This is a genomic window from Bacillus sp. FSL K6-3312 (assembly GCF_038007485.1).
Lineage (GTDB): Bacteria > Bacillota > Bacilli > Bacillales > Bacillaceae > Bacillus > Bacillus pumilus.
This window is the reverse complement of sequence record NZ_JBBOXI010000001.1, coordinates 3,317,111-3,333,026: the sequence shown is the minus strand read 5'-3', so window position 1 is coordinate 3,333,026 and position 15,916 is coordinate 3,317,111. Positions and strand designations below refer to the sequence as shown.

Here is a 15,916-nt window from a genome sequence, read left to right as displayed (position 1 = left end):
ACTCATCATGAAAAAATTACTTGTGCTTGGTTTAACGCTCTGTTTTATCTTGCTTGCCGCTTGTGGTCAACAGGAAACAAAGAATAAAGCAACTCAAAATGATCATGGAACACCGAAAATTGCTTCCTTGTCTATTCATTTAACGAATGACTTATTAGCACTCGGTATCAAACCAGCAGGCTCTGTTGTAGGAGGGGATTTAAAAGATTTCCTTCCACATGCGAAGAAGCAGCTGAGTGGTACGAAGAAGCTGGGCATCGCAGCCGATCCTGATATGGAGTCGCTGCTTGCATTACAACCAGATGTTATTTACGTTGATGAAGAACTAGCTGGACAAGACTTATCGAAATATAAGAAAATCGCCAAAACGGAAGTGTTTGATTTAAATAACGGCACTTGGCGCGATCATTTGAAAAAAATCGGCAAGCTCGTCAATAAAGAGAAAGAAGCCGATCAATATATTCAGGATTACAATCAAGAAGCAAAAGAAGTCAAATCGCTCATCAAACAAAAGATTGGAAAAGGAAAAGTAATGGCGATCCGTGTGACGGCAAAGGAGCTTCGAGTATTTAGCATGAAGCGCCCAATGGGTCCAATTTTGTACGAGGATTTAGGCCTCACACCTGTCGATGGGGTGAAGAAACTGGACAGCAAACGGCCATTTGAAGTGATTTCTCAAGAGGTTCTTCCTGACTATGATGCAGATGCTATCTTTGTCGTCGTGAACCGTGATGATAAAGCGCAGCAGGCATTCAAGCAATTAAAAAAGACGCCGATTTGGAAGGGTCTAAAAGCTGTGAAGAACAATCAAGTCTATCCGATTGCCGATCAGCCATGGCTCGATTACTCAGCACTAGGCAATAAAATGGCTTTGGATGAAGCGAAAGAGATGTTTTCTACATCAAAATAAGATGAAATCAGGCATCATTCCTTATATAGGCATGATGTCTCTTTTTTTGATCCGGTCTTCTATTCTTTCGGTTTTTGCATACATATGAGAGAGAACGAGCCTTACCGGCCGTGAAGCGGAAGAAAGGGAGGGGTTACAGTTGGAAGTTCAAAAAATTAGTGCAGGTACAATCGCAAGGCTTGTGCTGCTTTTGCTCGCACTTGTCAACAGTGCGCTAACCGCTGCGGGAAAAAGCCCAATTCCTATTGATGAAGAAGGTATTCAGCAATTCATCACGTTAGTCTTTCTTGGAATTACATCTCTCTGGGCCTATTGGAAAAACAATGATATAACGAAAAAAGCACGAACAAAAAAAGCAGAATAAGAGGAAAAAGAGCCTTTTTATGATAAAAGGCTCTTTTTCAGCGAAGCGTCAAACGCCTCTCCCCGCAATTTGACTCTTCCTGAAAGGCTTACGCCCGTCGTTCTCCCATGTTGGCGAGGAATGCTTTTACTTCCTCAATGCTTAAGCCGATAGCTTTCGCCTCACTCATCAGACGCTTCCACTCTGTTATATTCGAATCCGTCAACTTTCTATGAGTGACATGTAACGTCTTTTCTTCCTGCTCCTTTCGGTAAGTTTGGAGCAGCTGATAGAGTTCTTCTTTTGGCATGCCGGATTGGACGGCATTGACGATATGCTCCCGCCATTCGTGTTCACCACTCTCAGAGTCATGAAACATCAACGTCTCTGCATCAAATAGCTCTTGTAAATCAATCTCTAGCGAAGAGGATACCTTTTTTAAAAACTGGACAGATGGATTTCTGTGGACACCACGCTCAATTTTACTCAAATACGATTTAGAAACATGGGCATCTTCAGCCAGCTGCTGAATGGAGTATCCTTTCCTCTTTCGGTAAATGCGTATCACCTTTCCTATCATTCGATTAATGATCTCCCTTCTCCCTGGCGAATCGTACTGCGACCTTTTTGTTCATTATAAGAAATAAATTGTTCTTTATAAAATTCAAAAACGTAAGAATCAGGAAGTAAACAAAAGAAAACGAACGATTTTGTTCTTTAAAAAGAACTATAAGACCTATTATGACATTTTTCTTTGCGGGTATTATCTTTTATAATCCAATCATTAACAAAAAGAAACCATATATAACCTTTTTATGATGAAATCGGGAGGTATCTATGAATGAGAATATAGGTTTTAAGCAGCTGTTTTCTGTCATTAAAGAGAAAATGGCCCTTCTGATCCTGATTGTCCTGATCGTAACGGGCATTTCAGCCTACTATCAGTTCTATGTCTCGACTCCTGTATATCAGGCAACCACTCAAATTCTTGTTCATAAACGCAGCAATGACGCACAAGCGAACTTAAACGATATTCAGATGAACCTTCAATATACACGTACCTTTCAAGTTTTATTAAAAAGTCCGATCGTCATTGAAAAAGTAAAAGAAACACTCAACCTTACAGAATCAGCTGAAGGATTAAAACACAAAATTGCCACAAGTACAGAAAATGAGTCTGAGGTCATCAATATTTCTGTACAAGATGAGGATCGCGCAAAAGCAGTTGCCATTGCGAATACTGCAACAGAGGTGCTGCAAGAAGAAATCAAAAAAACCATGAATATGGATCGCATTAATGTTTTGTCTGAAGCCAAGCTGTCCAATACGATTCTCATGAATTCAAGAAAATTCGTTCATATCGTACTGGCACTAGGCGCCTCTTTATTAGGGGGAATAACACTCATTTTCTTAATGAACCTACTCGATGATACTGTAAAACGAACACATCAAATAAGAGAAGAGATCGGATTGCCGTCGCTCGGCAGCGTCTATCAGATGCAGGCAGACAGGAGGGCAAAAAAAGACAAGCAGTCCGTCATAACGGGAGGACAGAACATTGATCTTTAAGAGAAAGAAAAGAGAAAAGAGAGATTTATCCTGTATTTCTGTATTAGATCCTCACTCTGTCATAGCAGAACAATTTCGTACGATCCGAACGAACATCGAATTCACATCAATTCAAACAAGGCTGAAATCCATATTGGTGACATCCTCCTTGCCGAAGGAAGGGAAATCATTTACGGCTGCAAATCTAGCAGCTGTTTTTGCACAGCAGAAAAAGCGGGTGCTGCTGATGGATGCTGATTTGCGAAAGCCGGCTGTTCATGAATATTTTGACCTGAGTCATCACACTGGCTTGACCAATGTGCTATTAAATAATTGCAGCTTGGAGGAAGCTATTTTACCCACACCTATTGAACATTTAGAGCTGCTTCCGAGTGGAACCATTCCGCCGAATCCAGCTGAGCTGCTCTCCTCATCTGTCATGAAGCATCTGTTTTATGAAATTGAACAGCAATATGACATGGTGATTGTTGATTCTGCGCCACTTCTGCCAGTAGCCGATGCAAAGATCCTGGCGAACCGGACAGATGGAAGCATTCTTGTTGTCTTAAGCGGCAAAACCAAGATAGCTGCGGTGAAGAAATCAAAAGAAGTGTTAGACGGGACAACAGGTAAATTGCTTGGGGCTATGCTAAATGGCAAGAAAGAGAAAAAGGGAAGGCTGTATATGTATTAACAAGATTGATAGGTGATGTCTCCTGATCTTTAACAATGGAGGCACTCGATCCTGCTGTGGGCATGACCAATGCCTTAGATGCTCGTCATCAATAGTGGGATGTGAGGACGGGTTTGATGCCCATTTTACGTAAGAATAGAGATGCTTTAAAAAGGGGGAGGAGCGTTGACTTACGCCCAAAGATTATCAATCATCGTGGCACTAGATTCATATCTCATCTTAGTGGCTGTCTTTTTTGGTTTTCAATTTGTCCAAGAAGCGGCGTTAACTGTTTATACATTTGAAATGCTCGTCATTTCTTCGCTCAGTCTACTCATTGGGCACCATTTGTTTTCGTATATTTTTCACGTGTACAAGCAAGTATGGGCTTATACAGGGGTAAGAGAGCTATTTTCTTTAATGAAGACCTTTGTATGTTCTTTTTTATTTTCGATGGCAATGCTGTACCTCTTCGTGCAGACATGGCCCTTCCGTTTTTTATTCATCGTGTGGCTTTTTCACGTATTATTCATCGGTGCATCTCGAATGGCGTCCCGGCTATTACATGATGGGGCAAAGCGGCTGCAGGTAGAAAAGGAGCGGGCCTTAATCATTGGCGCCGGATCAGCTGGGACGATCATCGTTCGTCAGCTTCAGCAATCGAGTGATGTACATATTGAACCAGTCGCCTTCATAGATGATGACAAGACGAAGCATAGGCTTGAAATCATGGGACTGCCTGTTCTAGGGGGAAAAGAACAGATTCAAACAGCTGTTGTGATGATGGATATTCAAAAGATCATCATCGCCATTCCGTCCAAAAGCAGCCATACCTTAAAAGGGCTTTATAAAGAATGCGTAGCGACTGGAATTAAAACGCAGATCATGCCGGAGATGGAGCAGATTTTAAAAGGAACCCATGCGCTGAATCAATTACGAGATGTACAGCCAGAGGATTTATTAGGTAGAGAACCGATTCAATTAGATTCAAGCCGACTATCTGTCCATTTAAAGGGGAAAACCATCATGGTCACAGGGGCAGGCGGATCGATTGGGTCAGAAATCTGTCGTCAAATTTGTGTGTTTGCTCCTCAAGCGATTGTGCTTGTGGGACATGGAGAATTTAGCATTCATTCTATTTTACTAGAGCTGAAAGAAATGTATGGGGACACCATCAGTCTCTATCCGCAAATTGCGGATATCCAAGATAAACAGAAAATGAGAGAAATCGTTGGTCAGTTTCAGCCGAATATGATTTATCACGCCGCAGCACATAAGCACGTCCCGCTCATGGAGATCAGTCCAAAAGAAGCAGTGAAAAACAATATTATCGGGACAAAAAATGTCGCAGAAGCTGCACATGAGCATGGCATTGAAACATTCGTCCTCATTTCCTCTGACAAAGCGGTCAATCCTGCCAATGTGATGGGCGCCACAAAACGATTTGCTGAAATGCTGATCATGCAAATGGGGGCAAGCAGTGACACGAAATTTGTCGCAGTTCGGTTTGGAAATGTACTCGGAAGCAGGGGAAGCGTCATTCCAATTTTTAAGAAACAGATCGAACAAGGCGGGCCGGTCACGGTCACGCACCCAGCCATGACAAGATATTTTATGACCATTCCAGAAGCATCGAGACTTGTCATTCAGGCGGGTGCCTTGGCAGAAGGAAGACAGATTTTTGTATTAGATATGGGGGAGCCAGTGAAAATTGTTGACCTCGCAGAAAACCTCATTCACCTCTCAGGTTACACCACAGACCAGATTCCGATTACGTTCACAGGCATTCGTCCTGGTGAGAAAATGTATGAGGAATTACTCAACCAGCATGAAAAAGCACAGGAACAAATTTTCCCGAAAATTCATATCGGCCATGCGCTGGATGGGGACCCATATGTGCTGAACCGCTTTATCCATGAATTTGACATGATGAGTGAAGAGCAAATGAGAGAAGCATTGTTTGTTGCCATCGAATCGGATGATTTGTTGTCTGAACAGATGAAAAGAGAGGGGGAAGCGCTTGCTGATGAAGAAAAAAGTCTTGTTTTGCGCAACGGTTGATTATCATTTTAAGGCATTTCACCTTCCGTATTTCCGGTGGTTTCAGGAACAAGGATGGGAAGTGCATACAGCGGCAAATGGTCAGCTGGAGCTTCCCTATGTGGATCAAGCGCACTCGATTCCGATTCAGCGATCTCCTTTTCATGTGCACAACCGGTTTGCGTATGTGGAGCTGAAGAAGCTGTTAGCGGAAGAACACTATGACTTCATCCATTGCCACACACCAATGGGAAGTGTGGTTGGCAGACTTGCAGCCAAAAGCGCGCGCAAAAAAGGGACGAAGGTTCTTTACACAGCACATGGCTTTCACTTTTGGCAAGGAGCGCCGCTTCAAAACTGGCTGCTCTATTATCCGATTGAGCGATGGCTCGCCCGCCATACAGACGCTCTGATCACCATTAATGGAGAGGATTTTAAAAGAGCAGATCGTCTATCAAAAGAGCGGACATCTGTTTATTACGTTCCTGGTATGGGTGTGGATATGAAACGATTTGCACCAGTTAATGAAAAAGAGAAGCAGCATCTTCGTGCAGTCCATGGCTTTTCTTCAGAAGATTTTATTGTGCTGTGCGCTGGCGAATTAAATGCGAATAAAAACCAAGGAATGCTCATCAAAGCATGTGCCCAGCTATATAGGAAAATACCAAATGTGAAGATCGTGTTTGCCGGGGAAGGGGCAATGAGGCCGATGTATGAAAAGTTGGTTCACGAACTCCATCTTGAAAAGCATGTCCACTTTGCTGGTTTTTGTAAACAAATCGAGGAATGGATGCATTTGAGTGATGTATGTGTGTCGACTAGTTTAAGAGAAGGGCTCGGCATGAATCTGCTTGAAGCGATGTCTGCGGAAAAGCCGGTCATTGCAACAGAGAATAGAGGACACTGTGAGTTGATCAGACATGGCGTGAATGGTTTTTTAGTCAAACCGCATGATGTGAATGACTTGGCTGAATATTTGCACCATCTTTATCACAAAAGAGATCAGCTGCCCCTCATGGGAAAAGCGGGGCGCTCCTTAGCCCATGCATTTGCACAGGAGCAGACGGTGAGTGCTATGGAAGAAATTTATACAACCTTTATGGATCAAGCAAAGAAGGTGATGTGAGCATGCATAAGCCAAAGGTGTCTATCATCATGGGCGTCTACAATTGCCAAGACACAGTAGAAGAAAGTATTGACTCCATTCTTCATCAAACATATGACAACTGGGAGTTCATCATATGTGATGACGCATCAACAGACGGCACCTATGAAAAAGTGCTGTCCTATACAAAACGAGAACCTGAAAGAATTCGCCTTATCCGCAATGAGCATAATCAAAGGCTCGCTGCCAGTCTGAATCGCTGTCTAGCTGAAGCGAGGGGAGACTTGATTGCAAGGCAGGATGGCGACGATATATCAGTACTTGATCGTTTAGAAAAACAGGTGGATTTCCTTGAATCACATCCTGAATATGATGTGGTCGGGACGGCGATGACCGTGTTTGATGAATTGGGTACAAAAGGTGTACGTGCACTGATTTCAGAGCCTGATCGAAAAGTGCTGGCAAGAGGGACGCCTTTTTGTCATGGAACCATTATGATGAGGGCGGCTGCGTACAAGGCTTTAAATGGATATCGCTCTGTGAAAACAACGAGGCGGATGGAAGATATTGATCTGTGGATCCGTTTTTTTGCTGCGGGGAGAAAAGGCTTTAATTTACAAGAGCCGTTATACCTTGTGAGAGAGGATGAAGCGGCTTTTCAGCGTCGTAAGTTTCAATATTCGATAGATAATGCTTGGCTCGTTTTAAAAGCATGCTGGTTATTAAAATTGCCGCCGGTTCATTATTTGTTTGCGCTAAAGCCGGTGGTCCGCGCCTGTTTATCACCGAAGATCATGAAATTTTATCATCAGCGGAAGCTGGAGGCGTCTTTGTTGAAAAGGAGGACGATTCGGGATGAGTGAGCCAAAGCGTGTACTTCATATTGTGGGCGGGATGAACCGCGGCGGAGCTGAAACGATGATCATGAACATCTATCGTGCGCTCGATAGAAATATCCTCCAATTTGACTTTATTACCCACCGGAAGGATGTCTGTGATTATGATGAGGAAATTCAGAGGCTCGGAGGACGTATCTTTTACGTCCCGAGTATTGGGGCATCCTCTCCTTTGGCATTTGTCAGAACATTGACAAAAACGATCAAACAAACAGGACCGTATCAAGCAGTGCATGCACATACAGATTTTCAAACAGGCTTCTCTGCTCTTGCTGCGAAATTGGCGGGTGTGAAGGTGCGTATTTGTCATTCGCATAATACAGCTTGGAAACAGTCGCCAAATTGGGTAGATCATATGATGCTCAAAGGGTTTCGCCGGCTGATTTTTGCATTTTCTACAAAGCTTGTTGCATGCGGTGAGGATGCCGGTTCCTTTTTATTTGGGCAGAAAAAAATGAAGAATGGACAGGTTGAGGTGCTGCCGAATGGGATTGATTTATCCCTTTTCTTTCAGCCTGATCCAGAAGAAAAGGTGAAGATCAAAAAGCAGCTGGGTCTTCAGGGAAAAAGTATGGTGATAGGTCATATTGGCCGTTTTCATGAACAAAAAAATCACGTTTTTTTTATGGAATTGGCACAGACCTTAAAGAAGCAGGGGGTCTCATTTCAGCTCGTCCTTGTAGGGGATGGACCGCTGAAGCAGGTGGTTGAATCATATGCGGAAAAGGCCGGTTTGTTAGATAACATTGTCTTTACAGGCGTCGTATCGGACGTTCCAGACTATATGAAAGCATTTGATGTATTTGTGATGCCTTCCTTGTTTGAAGGCCTTCCGCTTGTTTTAGTGGAAGCACAGGCATCTGGATTGCCTTGTGTGATTTCAGATCATATTACAGAGGAAGTAGATTTAGGCTGCGGTCTTGTGAAAAGAATGTCGCTGCGGGATTCCGCGCATGAATGGATGAAGGCGGTGCTTGAAGCGTATCATGCAGAGCCTCCTCTTCAAGAGACCATTACGTACCAGCTTGAACAAAGAGGATTTGATGTCAAACAGAACATCACACGTGTGATGAATGGATATGGACTGTAAGGAAGGAATGGCAGATGGCGGTATATTTGGTGAACATGATCATGGTCTATTTATGGTCGAGCTTTGCCGCATTTTACGGTAAGCGTGATGATACCATTCAAAGCGGATGGCGGCCTAACAAAATTCTCGTGTTATTTCCGTTTTTGTTTCTTTGTATTGTCGCTGGTATTCGGTACAAAGTAGGAACCGATTTTGTCACATATGGACAGATGTATGAGTTCTCCGTCAATTATGAAAAGCCTTGGCACATATTCGGATTTGGCATGGATAAGGCAGCCACTGACCCAGGATTTACATTTATTTTATGGATGCTCAATCAACTGTCCCATGATCCGCAAATCATGTATATCTCGGTTGGGGCGATCACTTATTTTTTTATCATCAAGACGCTCATTCAATATGGCCGTCCCTTTGAGCTGAGTATGCTGCTTTTTCTCGGCACCTTTCATTATTACGCTTCGTTTAATGGCATGCGTCAGTATATGGTGGCGGCGGTTCTTTTTTACGCCATCCGTCTTGTGATCAATGGTCAGTGGAAATTGTATTTTCCGCTTGTCCTCGTATGTTCATTGTTTCATTCATCGGCTCTTATCATGATTCCTGTGTATTTTATCGTGAGAACAAAATCGTGGTCATGGATGATGCTGGTCTTATGCATGATTTTCTTAGGGTTAACCGCTCTTTATGACCGCTTTATTTCCGTGTTTGTCGTAATGCTGCAAGGCAGTTCGTATGGGCATTACGAGGAATGGCTCACAACGAATACAAATGGAATGAATGTGACAAAAATCGGTGTATTGATTTTGCCGCTTTTGCTTGCTTTTCTTTATCGAAAACGGCTTCGTGAGCTGACGCCTGAGAGTGATTACGTTGTGAATTTTTGTTTGCTCGGTTTCTTGTTTGGGATCCTTGCCACAAAGGATGTCATTTATGCAAGATTTCACATTTATTTTGGCTTGTATCAGCTTATTTTACTGCCGTATTTCACACGCATTTTTGATCAGCGGTCTAATGTCTTTATCTATGTAGGGATTGCTGTTTGCTATATTCTGTACAGCATCATGCTGATGCCGTTCGATTCATCTGTGTTACCGTACAGGACGATATTTACAAAGTAGATTTTGAGAAAGGTGGGGCATGTTGTAATGCCAGCTATCAGTCTATTGGTCGCAGTCTACAATACGAGTCAGTATGTGGAGCAATGCCTTCAATCAATTGCAGATCAAAGTTTTTCAAATATAGAGGTCATTCTCGTGAATGATGGATCTACAGATCATAGCGGAGAATATCTTGAAGCATTTGCTTCGCAAGATCAGCGGTTTCGGGTCATTCATCAAACCAATCAAGGGTTAGGCGCTGTGAGGAACCGGGGCATCGAAGAAGCAAAGGGCACGTATATTGCCTTTATTGATTCAGATGATATTCTAGCGCCTCATTACTGCGAAGCCTTGTATGAAAAAGCTGAAATGACCGGCGCAGATCTAGTTGTCAGTGAGTACTGGATTCAATTTGAACAGTCAAAGCGAACCATACCAACGACGTTGTTAGCCGAGCGGCCGGCCGAAAAAACGAGTTTAATTGAAGCGTTATTGCATGGAGACATTACGGGGTTCTCATGGAATAAGCTGTATCGACGTGCCTTTATCGAAGAACATCACATTCGATTTCCGCTGCGGGGGGAACTTGAGAACATAGAAGATCAATATGTGACGCTGCGCTGTTTTTCTTTATCTCGCGGCATTGCCTTTGTTCATGAACCTCTTTATTACTACCGTGTTCATCTGTCTTCTATTGTGCAGCGATATCAGAAGCAGTATTTTCATCATGGACTAACCTTTTATCATGCGCAGCGCTTGTTTTTGACAGAATATGATGACATCTCTCTGTATGAAAAGGCACTTGATTTTTTTATTGTCAATCATACCCTTCATTGTATGCTCAACGAATGGAAGAGCCAAAATGCACTCTCTCTTCGGGAAAAGCTTGATCACATGCGGGAAATGGTGACACACGAGGCTTTTCAGCATGCCGTCAGACAAGTGAAACCATCGAAGCTCACCGCGCGAAAGCGAATGATTTTATTCCTTGCGAAGTGCCGGCTGGTTTATCCGCTGTCTGCCGCCGCTTCTAGCTATCAAAAATGGATCGAATATCAAACAAGGAAATAGGGGGTGATGAGATTGACATTGCAGCAATTGAAGGCGCACGCCGCAGAGTGGCTGCTCTTAAAGGTTAAATATCCGCTTGAATATCGACTGAGCCGCCAAAGCCTGCCAGAGCGGAGTCATCAGAAGAAAATCATTCTCACGCTGCTGCCAGGGCATGATAATTTAGGGGATCATGCGATTGCCTATGCGAGTTATTGTTTTTTAAAAGAGCACTTTCCTGCCTATGACATCATGGAAGTGGACATGAAGGAGATCTATCGCCTCGCCCGTCCGTTAAAGCGTATGCGGCACCCAGAAGACATCGTCTGTATCATCGGTGGGGGCAATATGGGGGACTTATACCGTTATGAAGAGTGGACGAGACAATTTATCATGAAAACCTTCAAGTCCTATCCGGTGATTCAATTACCGGCCACTGCCCATTTTACAGAAACAAAGAGAGGAAAAAGAGAGGAACGCCGCGCCATTCAAACATACAAACATCATCCAAGGCTGCTTCTCATGGCAAGAGATCAAACAACCTACACTTGGATGAAGCAGCACTTCCCTGATCAAGATGTGTGGAAACAGCCTGATATGGTGCTGACATTAGATGAATCAAACAAGGAACTAAAACGTGAAGGGGTTCTACTTTGTTTGCGAGAGGATAAGGAAGCGTATCTCACTGAAAAGGAGCGGCGGCGGCTAAAGCAGCATGTTCAAGAGACGTATGATCAAGTCGGTATGATCACAACGACAATTGGCAAACGAGTGGATCGAACGACTCGCTTAGATGAATTATCTGCTTTATGGAAAGAGTTAAGTAAGGCTCAGGTCGTCGTGACAGACCGGCTTCACGGCATGATTTTTTGTGCGATTACGCAAACACCGTGTGTTGTCCTCAGGTCGTTTGATCATAAGGTGATGGAAGGGTATGAATGGGTGGCTCATCTTCCGTTTTTGACGCTATTGAAAGAACCGAATGAGGCGTCTGTGAAAGAGGCGATTCATCAGCTGATGAAAACGAGCAGACAAAAGGGAGAGGAAGCTGGATGAAGGCTTTTACACGCTGCGTGAAATCAAAATGAATCGAGCGTTTCTTTACAATGCCAGTGCAAACATCATGACGTTTGTCTTGATGATGCTTATGTCTGTTTGTTTAACACCGTATATCGTTCATACACTTGGAGTCGAAGCATTCGGCTTAATCCATCTGACGCAAAATATGATCAACTATTTATCGGTTATTACGGCGTCATTAAGTGCTGTGGTGGTGCGTTTTTTTTCTGTGGCGGCTCATAAAGGAGAAATGGAGAAGGCGCAGCGCTATCTCTCATCTTATTTCGTCAGTTCCATTTTTTTATCGATTAGCCTTTTTCTGTTTTGTCTGTTCATGTCCCGCCAGCTGGTAGAGTGGCTTCATGTGCCTGATGATCTCGCCAAGGACACACAGACCGCCTTTATATTAGGGGGTCTTTTATTTATGCTCAATTTTGTCATGTCCGGCATTGGGGCTGCGCCGTTTTATGCGAATAAGTTATATGTATCAAGTATTGGTCAGACCATTCAAATGTTTTTGAGGGCACTGATGATTGTGCTGCTGTTTACATGGACGGCACCCGCCATCTGGCATATTCCACTTGCGGCTGTGATAGGAAGCTTGGGGGCTATGGGAATTGGTATCTATTATTTTAAAAAACTGATCCCTTGGTTTTCGTTTAAGTGGCGGCACGTTTCACTATCTTCTAGTCTCACACTTGTTCGATCAGGGGTCTGGCATTCTTTTGAGCAAATGGGGATTTTGCTATTTTTACAGATTGATTTATTGATGACCAATCTGCTCATTGGAGCGGAAGCGACGGGACAGTATGCGGCGATATTACAATTTCCATTATTATTACGCACACTCGCAGGGACATTGGCGGTTGTATTTGCCCCAACGATTACGAAATTTTACTCGAATCAAGATGAAGAAGGTCTCATTCAATATGCAGCCAGTGCCATTAAGTGGAGCGGATTATTTGTCGCGTTTCCGGCCGCTCTGCTAGGAGGACTTGCCGGTCCGCTCATGCTTTTATGGCTTGGACCTGCCTTTGAAGAGCTGAAATGGCTTCTTATGATTCATGCTGCTTATTTATGCTTGACCTTGATGTTTTTACCGCTGACATATGTGCCGACCGCTTTTAATCGATTGAAGGTTCCAGCGGTGGTCACGCTCATATTAGGTGTATCCAATGTACTTTTTGCCTATGGATTGACTCATACGCTTCAGCTTGGTTTATACGGCATTGCATCAGCGGGAGCGATTGTTTTATTGATCAAAAATATTGTGTTTCTGCCATTTTATACGGCCCGCATCACGAATCAGAAACGCACCATCTTTTACAAACATACGATGGTTCCACTTGCAGGAGCGCTCATGATTTGGGGCGTCTGTGCAGGAATTCAAGCGATTTATGACGTGACGTCCTGGTGGGAGCTGTTTTGTATTGGCGGTCTATGTTTCTTTCTTTATATGGGCTACGTGTATCAATTTGCAGGAACAAAACGAGAGCGGCAGCAGCTGGTGCATAAGGTAAAACAAGCTGTTTCCCGCTAGTGAGAAAAGGAGATTTCATGATGAAAAGAATGTTAGATGTGATGGTGGCATTGACGCTACTCATCGCAGGCAGTCTTCTTTTTCTTCTGCTTTATGGACTGATTCGGTGGAAAATTGGGAGGCCTGTGTTGTTTCGGCAGAAGCGGCCTGGTCTGTATGGCTGGCCATTTATGCTATATAAATTTCGGACGATGACCGATGAACGTGACGAGCACGGGGTGCTCCTGCCAGATCATCTTCGATTAACAAAAACCGGCGCCTTGATTCGCAAGCTCAGTCTTGATGAATTGCCGCAGCTAGTCAATGTCCTAAAAGGAGAGCTCAGTCTCGTTGGACCAAGGCCGCTTCTGATGGAATATCTACCGATGTATACAGAGGAGCAAGCAAGGCGCCATCTTGTCAAGCCTGGCATTACTGGATGGGCACAGGTGAATGGAAGGAACACGATCTCCTGGGAGGAGAAATTCACCTATGACCTCTGGTATGTCGAGCATCAATCGTTTTGGCTTGATATGAAAATTTTATGGATGACCTTGCTAAAAGTCATCAAAACAGAGGGGGTGCAGCAGCCGCATCATGCCACAGCTGAAAAATTCAAAGGAACCGATATGTAAAGTGCAACCGATTGGTTTAATTGGGGCTGGCGGGCATAGCAAAGTCATTCAAGAAATGATTGCTGCCCATCCCGATTACTCATTATGTGCCGTATTAGATGATCAATTTGAAGAGACTACGACTCAAAGCAGCATCTTGTATGGACCGATCTCCATGAGTCAAGAGCTGAGAGAGACAATGCCGCATATGAAATGGCTGATTGCGATTGGGCAAAATGAGAGCAGACAGTTAGTAAAGGAACGCCTCTCCTTTGAAAACACGGCATTTGCCACACTCATCCATCCACGGGCGGTCGTAAGTACATCAGCGGTCATTGGAAGGGGAACTGTCGTGATGGCAAGGGCAGTAGTTCAAGCAGATGTAGCAATCGGTGAACATGCGATTATCAACACAGGATCTATCGTAGAGCATGACTGTATACTCGAATCGTTTGTCCATCTGTCACCAGGAGCAGTGTTAACTGGATGTGTGTCTGTACGAATGGGTACCCATATTGGGGCAGGTGCTGTTGTGATACCCGGGACATCGATCGGAAGCTGGACAATCATTGGCGCAGGAGCCGCAGTAACAAGAGATATACACGATCAGAAAGTCGCTGTAGGCATTCCTGCAATAGAAATCAAAGATCGGAGAGAGGGTGGGAAATGATGCAAGAAAGAAAACGGATTTACTTATCACCACCGCATATGAGCGGAAAAGAGTATTTGAAAATAGAGGAAGCTTTCAAGAGTAACTGGATTGCACCACTTGGACCTCTTGTGAATGAATTTGAGCAGGCAGTTGCGCGCTATGCAGGAGTGAATGCAGGAGCGGCTTTATCTTCTGGAACAGCAGCAATTCACCTCGCATTAAAGCTTATTGGCGTTGAAAAAGGGGACCTTGTCTTTTGTTCTACCCTCACATTTGTGGCAACTGCAAATCCGATTTTATATGAACAAGCCACGCCCGTTTTTATTGATTCTGAAAGGGATACATGGAATATGTGCCCGATTGCTTTAGAGAAAGCCTTTGTGGAATCAAAACGACTTGGAAAAAGACCCCGTGCTGTCATTGTCGTGCATTTATATGGACAAAGCGCAAAAATGGACGAGATCCTGGCGTTGTGTGAAGCATATGATGTACCAGTCATTGAGGATGCGGCTGAATCGTTAGGTGCTCTATATAAAGGAAAAAAAAGCGGCTCAATGGGCAGGTTCGGCATTTATTCGTTTAATGGCAATAAAATCATTACAACATCAGGCGGCGGAATGCTTGTGAGTGATGATGAAGCTGCAATCGAACGCTGCCGCTTTCTCGCTTCACAGGCTAGAGAACGCGCGATGCATTATGAGCATCAAGAAATAGGATACAACTATCGCATGAGCAACCTGCTAGCAGGCGTCGGGATTGCTCAGATGGAAATATTGGACGAACGTGTTGAACAAAAGCGCCGCATTTTCAAGCGTTATCAGGATGCGTTATCTAAAGTAGAAGGTCTTTATTTCATGCCTGAATATCAAGACACCAAGTCCAACCGCTGGCTGACGACATTGACCATTGATCGCGATAAAAGAACCTCTCCAGTGGATATCATTGCTGCACTAGAAGAAGAACAGATTGAAGCAAGGCGTGTATGGAAGCCGCTGCACGAGCAACCGCTCTTTCGTGATTGTCCCTTTTATTCAGCGGCGAAAGGCACTCCCGTATCTGAATTGTTATTTGAAACAGGGCTTTGTCTCCCCTCTGGAACAAGTATGACAGACGCTGAACAGGATCGTATCATTGACACACTTCGTCATGCCCTGCGAGAAAAAACCTTCACCTCTTCACAGGCTGCTCACTCGTAAGCAGCCTGCCTCTCTTTTTATAAAATTCATCAATTTATGGAAAAAATAGGTTTATTTATTGTCAATTCGTTTTAAATATGATATTGACAACGGGGTCCTTCCTCCTTAAAATGAAAATGATTAT

Annotated in this window: 16 protein-coding genes; 15 read left to right on the top strand and 1 reads right to left on the bottom strand. The window is 43.8% G+C overall.

The features are described from left to right. Positions 1 to 4 precede the first annotated feature (4 nt). Positions 5 to 910: an iron-hydroxamate ABC transporter substrate-binding protein gene (locus tag MHI11_RS17590; RefSeq protein ID WP_044139001.1), complete on the top strand. Its 906-nt coding sequence runs from the start codon at positions 5 to 7 to the stop codon at positions 908 to 910. Positions 911 to 1,049: 139 nt separating this feature from the next. Beyond that, the gene (locus MHI11_RS17585; protein WP_003212682.1) at positions 1,050 to 1,274 is read left to right on the top strand and encodes a phage holin; all 225 of its coding nucleotides are present in this window, start codon (positions 1,050 to 1,052) and stop codon (positions 1,272 to 1,274) included. 88 nt (positions 1,275 to 1,362) lie between these two features. On the opposite strand, the gene slrR is transcribed toward MHI11_RS17585, so the two are convergent. Further along, positions 1,363 to 1,833: an HTH-type transcriptional regulator SlrR gene (gene slrR, locus MHI11_RS17580; protein ID WP_044139000.1), complete on the bottom strand. Its 471-nt coding sequence runs from the start codon at positions 1,831 to 1,833 to the stop codon at positions 1,363 to 1,365. A gap of 257 nt (positions 1,834 to 2,090) precedes the next feature. Here slrR and MHI11_RS17575 point away from each other — a divergent pair, with 257 nt between their 5' ends. From MHI11_RS17575 to MHI11_RS17515, 13 genes are all read left to right on the top strand, one after another. Next, complete coding sequence (locus tag MHI11_RS17575; protein WP_044138999.1) at positions 2,091 to 2,822, top strand: YveK family protein; 732 nt, start codon at positions 2,091 to 2,093, stop codon at positions 2,820 to 2,822. Next, a complete protein-coding gene (locus MHI11_RS17570; protein ID WP_340961841.1) occupies positions 2,812 to 3,495 on the top strand; it encodes a CpsD/CapB family tyrosine-protein kinase in 684 nt (227 codons plus the stop codon). The genes MHI11_RS17575 and MHI11_RS17570 overlap by 11 nt, the downstream gene beginning before the upstream one ends. A gap of 165 nt (positions 3,496 to 3,660) precedes the next feature. After that, complete coding sequence (locus tag MHI11_RS17565) at positions 3,661 to 5,535, top strand: polysaccharide biosynthesis protein (protein ID WP_340961839.1); 1,875 nt, start codon at positions 3,661 to 3,663, stop codon at positions 5,533 to 5,535. Then, positions 5,501 to 6,640, top strand: a complete 1,140-nt coding sequence (locus MHI11_RS17560) for a glycosyltransferase family 4 protein (protein ID WP_340961837.1) — start codon at positions 5,501 to 5,503, stop codon at positions 6,638 to 6,640. Before MHI11_RS17565 ends, MHI11_RS17560 begins: the two co-directional genes overlap by 35 nt. A 2-nt stretch (positions 6,641 to 6,642) precedes the next feature. Beyond that, positions 6,643 to 7,482: a glycosyltransferase family 2 protein gene (locus MHI11_RS17555; protein ID WP_340961835.1), complete on the top strand. Its 840-nt coding sequence runs from the start codon at positions 6,643 to 6,645 to the stop codon at positions 7,480 to 7,482. Continuing rightward, positions 7,475 to 8,605: a glycosyltransferase family 1 protein gene (locus MHI11_RS17550; protein WP_340961833.1), complete on the top strand. Its 1,131-nt coding sequence runs from the start codon at positions 7,475 to 7,477 to the stop codon at positions 8,603 to 8,605. Before MHI11_RS17555 ends, MHI11_RS17550 begins: the two co-directional genes overlap by 8 nt. A gap of 14 nt (positions 8,606 to 8,619) precedes the next feature. Beyond that, positions 8,620 to 9,723: an EpsG family protein gene (locus tag MHI11_RS17545; protein WP_044138995.1), complete on the top strand. Its 1,104-nt coding sequence runs from the start codon at positions 8,620 to 8,622 to the stop codon at positions 9,721 to 9,723. A gap of 27 nt (positions 9,724 to 9,750) precedes the next feature. Then, entirely contained in the window at positions 9,751 to 10,773 is a 1,023-nt protein-coding gene (locus tag MHI11_RS17540; RefSeq protein ID WP_044138994.1) for a glycosyltransferase family 2 protein, read from the top strand. A 12-nt stretch (positions 10,774 to 10,785) separates the two neighbouring features. Beyond that, entirely contained in the window at positions 10,786 to 11,808 is a 1,023-nt protein-coding gene (locus tag MHI11_RS17535) for a polysaccharide pyruvyl transferase family protein (protein ID WP_340961829.1), read from the top strand. 28 nt (positions 11,809 to 11,836) lie between these two features. Continuing rightward, entirely contained in the window at positions 11,837 to 13,351 is a 1,515-nt protein-coding gene (locus MHI11_RS17530) for an MATE family efflux transporter (protein WP_044138992.1), read from the top strand. Positions 13,352 to 13,371: 20 nt separating this feature from the next. Then, a complete protein-coding gene (locus MHI11_RS17525; RefSeq protein WP_340961826.1) occupies positions 13,372 to 13,965 on the top strand; it encodes a sugar transferase in 594 nt (197 codons plus the stop codon). Next, positions 13,928 to 14,614, top strand: coding sequence for an acetyltransferase (locus MHI11_RS17520; RefSeq protein ID WP_340961824.1), 687 nt, complete (start codon positions 13,928 to 13,930; stop codon positions 14,612 to 14,614). Before MHI11_RS17525 ends, MHI11_RS17520 begins: the two co-directional genes overlap by 38 nt. After that, positions 14,614 to 15,792 (top strand): DegT/DnrJ/EryC1/StrS family aminotransferase, encoded by a 1,179-nt coding sequence (locus tag MHI11_RS17515; protein WP_340962342.1) that lies wholly within the window; start codon positions 14,614 to 14,616, stop codon positions 15,790 to 15,792. The genes MHI11_RS17520 and MHI11_RS17515 overlap by 1 nt, the downstream gene beginning before the upstream one ends. The last annotated feature ends 124 nt before the right edge of the window (positions 15,793 to 15,916 follow it).

Coding starts and splice junctions, on each gene's coding strand:
- MHI11_RS17550 (WP_340961833.1), top strand. CDS start 7,475: ATGAGTGAGCCAAAGCGTGTACTTCATATTGTGGGCGGGATGAACCGC.
- slrR (WP_044139000.1), bottom strand. CDS start 1,833: ATGATAGGAAAGGTGATACGCATTTACCGAAAGAGGAAAGGATACTCC.
- MHI11_RS17575 (WP_044138999.1), top strand. CDS start 2,091: ATGAATGAGAATATAGGTTTTAAGCAGCTGTTTTCTGTCATTAAAGAG.
- MHI11_RS17520 (WP_340961824.1), top strand. CDS start 13,928: ATGCCACAGCTGAAAAATTCAAAGGAACCGATATGTAAAGTGCAACCG.
- MHI11_RS17545 (WP_044138995.1), top strand. CDS start 8,620: ATGGCGGTATATTTGGTGAACATGATCATGGTCTATTTATGGTCGAGC.
- MHI11_RS17525 (WP_340961826.1), top strand. CDS start 13,372: ATGAAAAGAATGTTAGATGTGATGGTGGCATTGACGCTACTCATCGCA.
- MHI11_RS17560 (WP_340961837.1), top strand. CDS start 5,501: ATGAAGAAAAAAGTCTTGTTTTGCGCAACGGTTGATTATCATTTTAAG.
- MHI11_RS17515 (WP_340962342.1), top strand. CDS start 14,614: ATGCAAGAAAGAAAACGGATTTACTTATCACCACCGCATATGAGCGGA.
- MHI11_RS17555 (WP_340961835.1), top strand. CDS start 6,643: ATGCATAAGCCAAAGGTGTCTATCATCATGGGCGTCTACAATTGCCAA.
- MHI11_RS17530 (WP_044138992.1), top strand. CDS start 11,837: ATGAATCGAGCGTTTCTTTACAATGCCAGTGCAAACATCATGACGTTT.
- MHI11_RS17540 (WP_044138994.1), top strand. CDS start 9,751: ATGCCAGCTATCAGTCTATTGGTCGCAGTCTACAATACGAGTCAGTAT.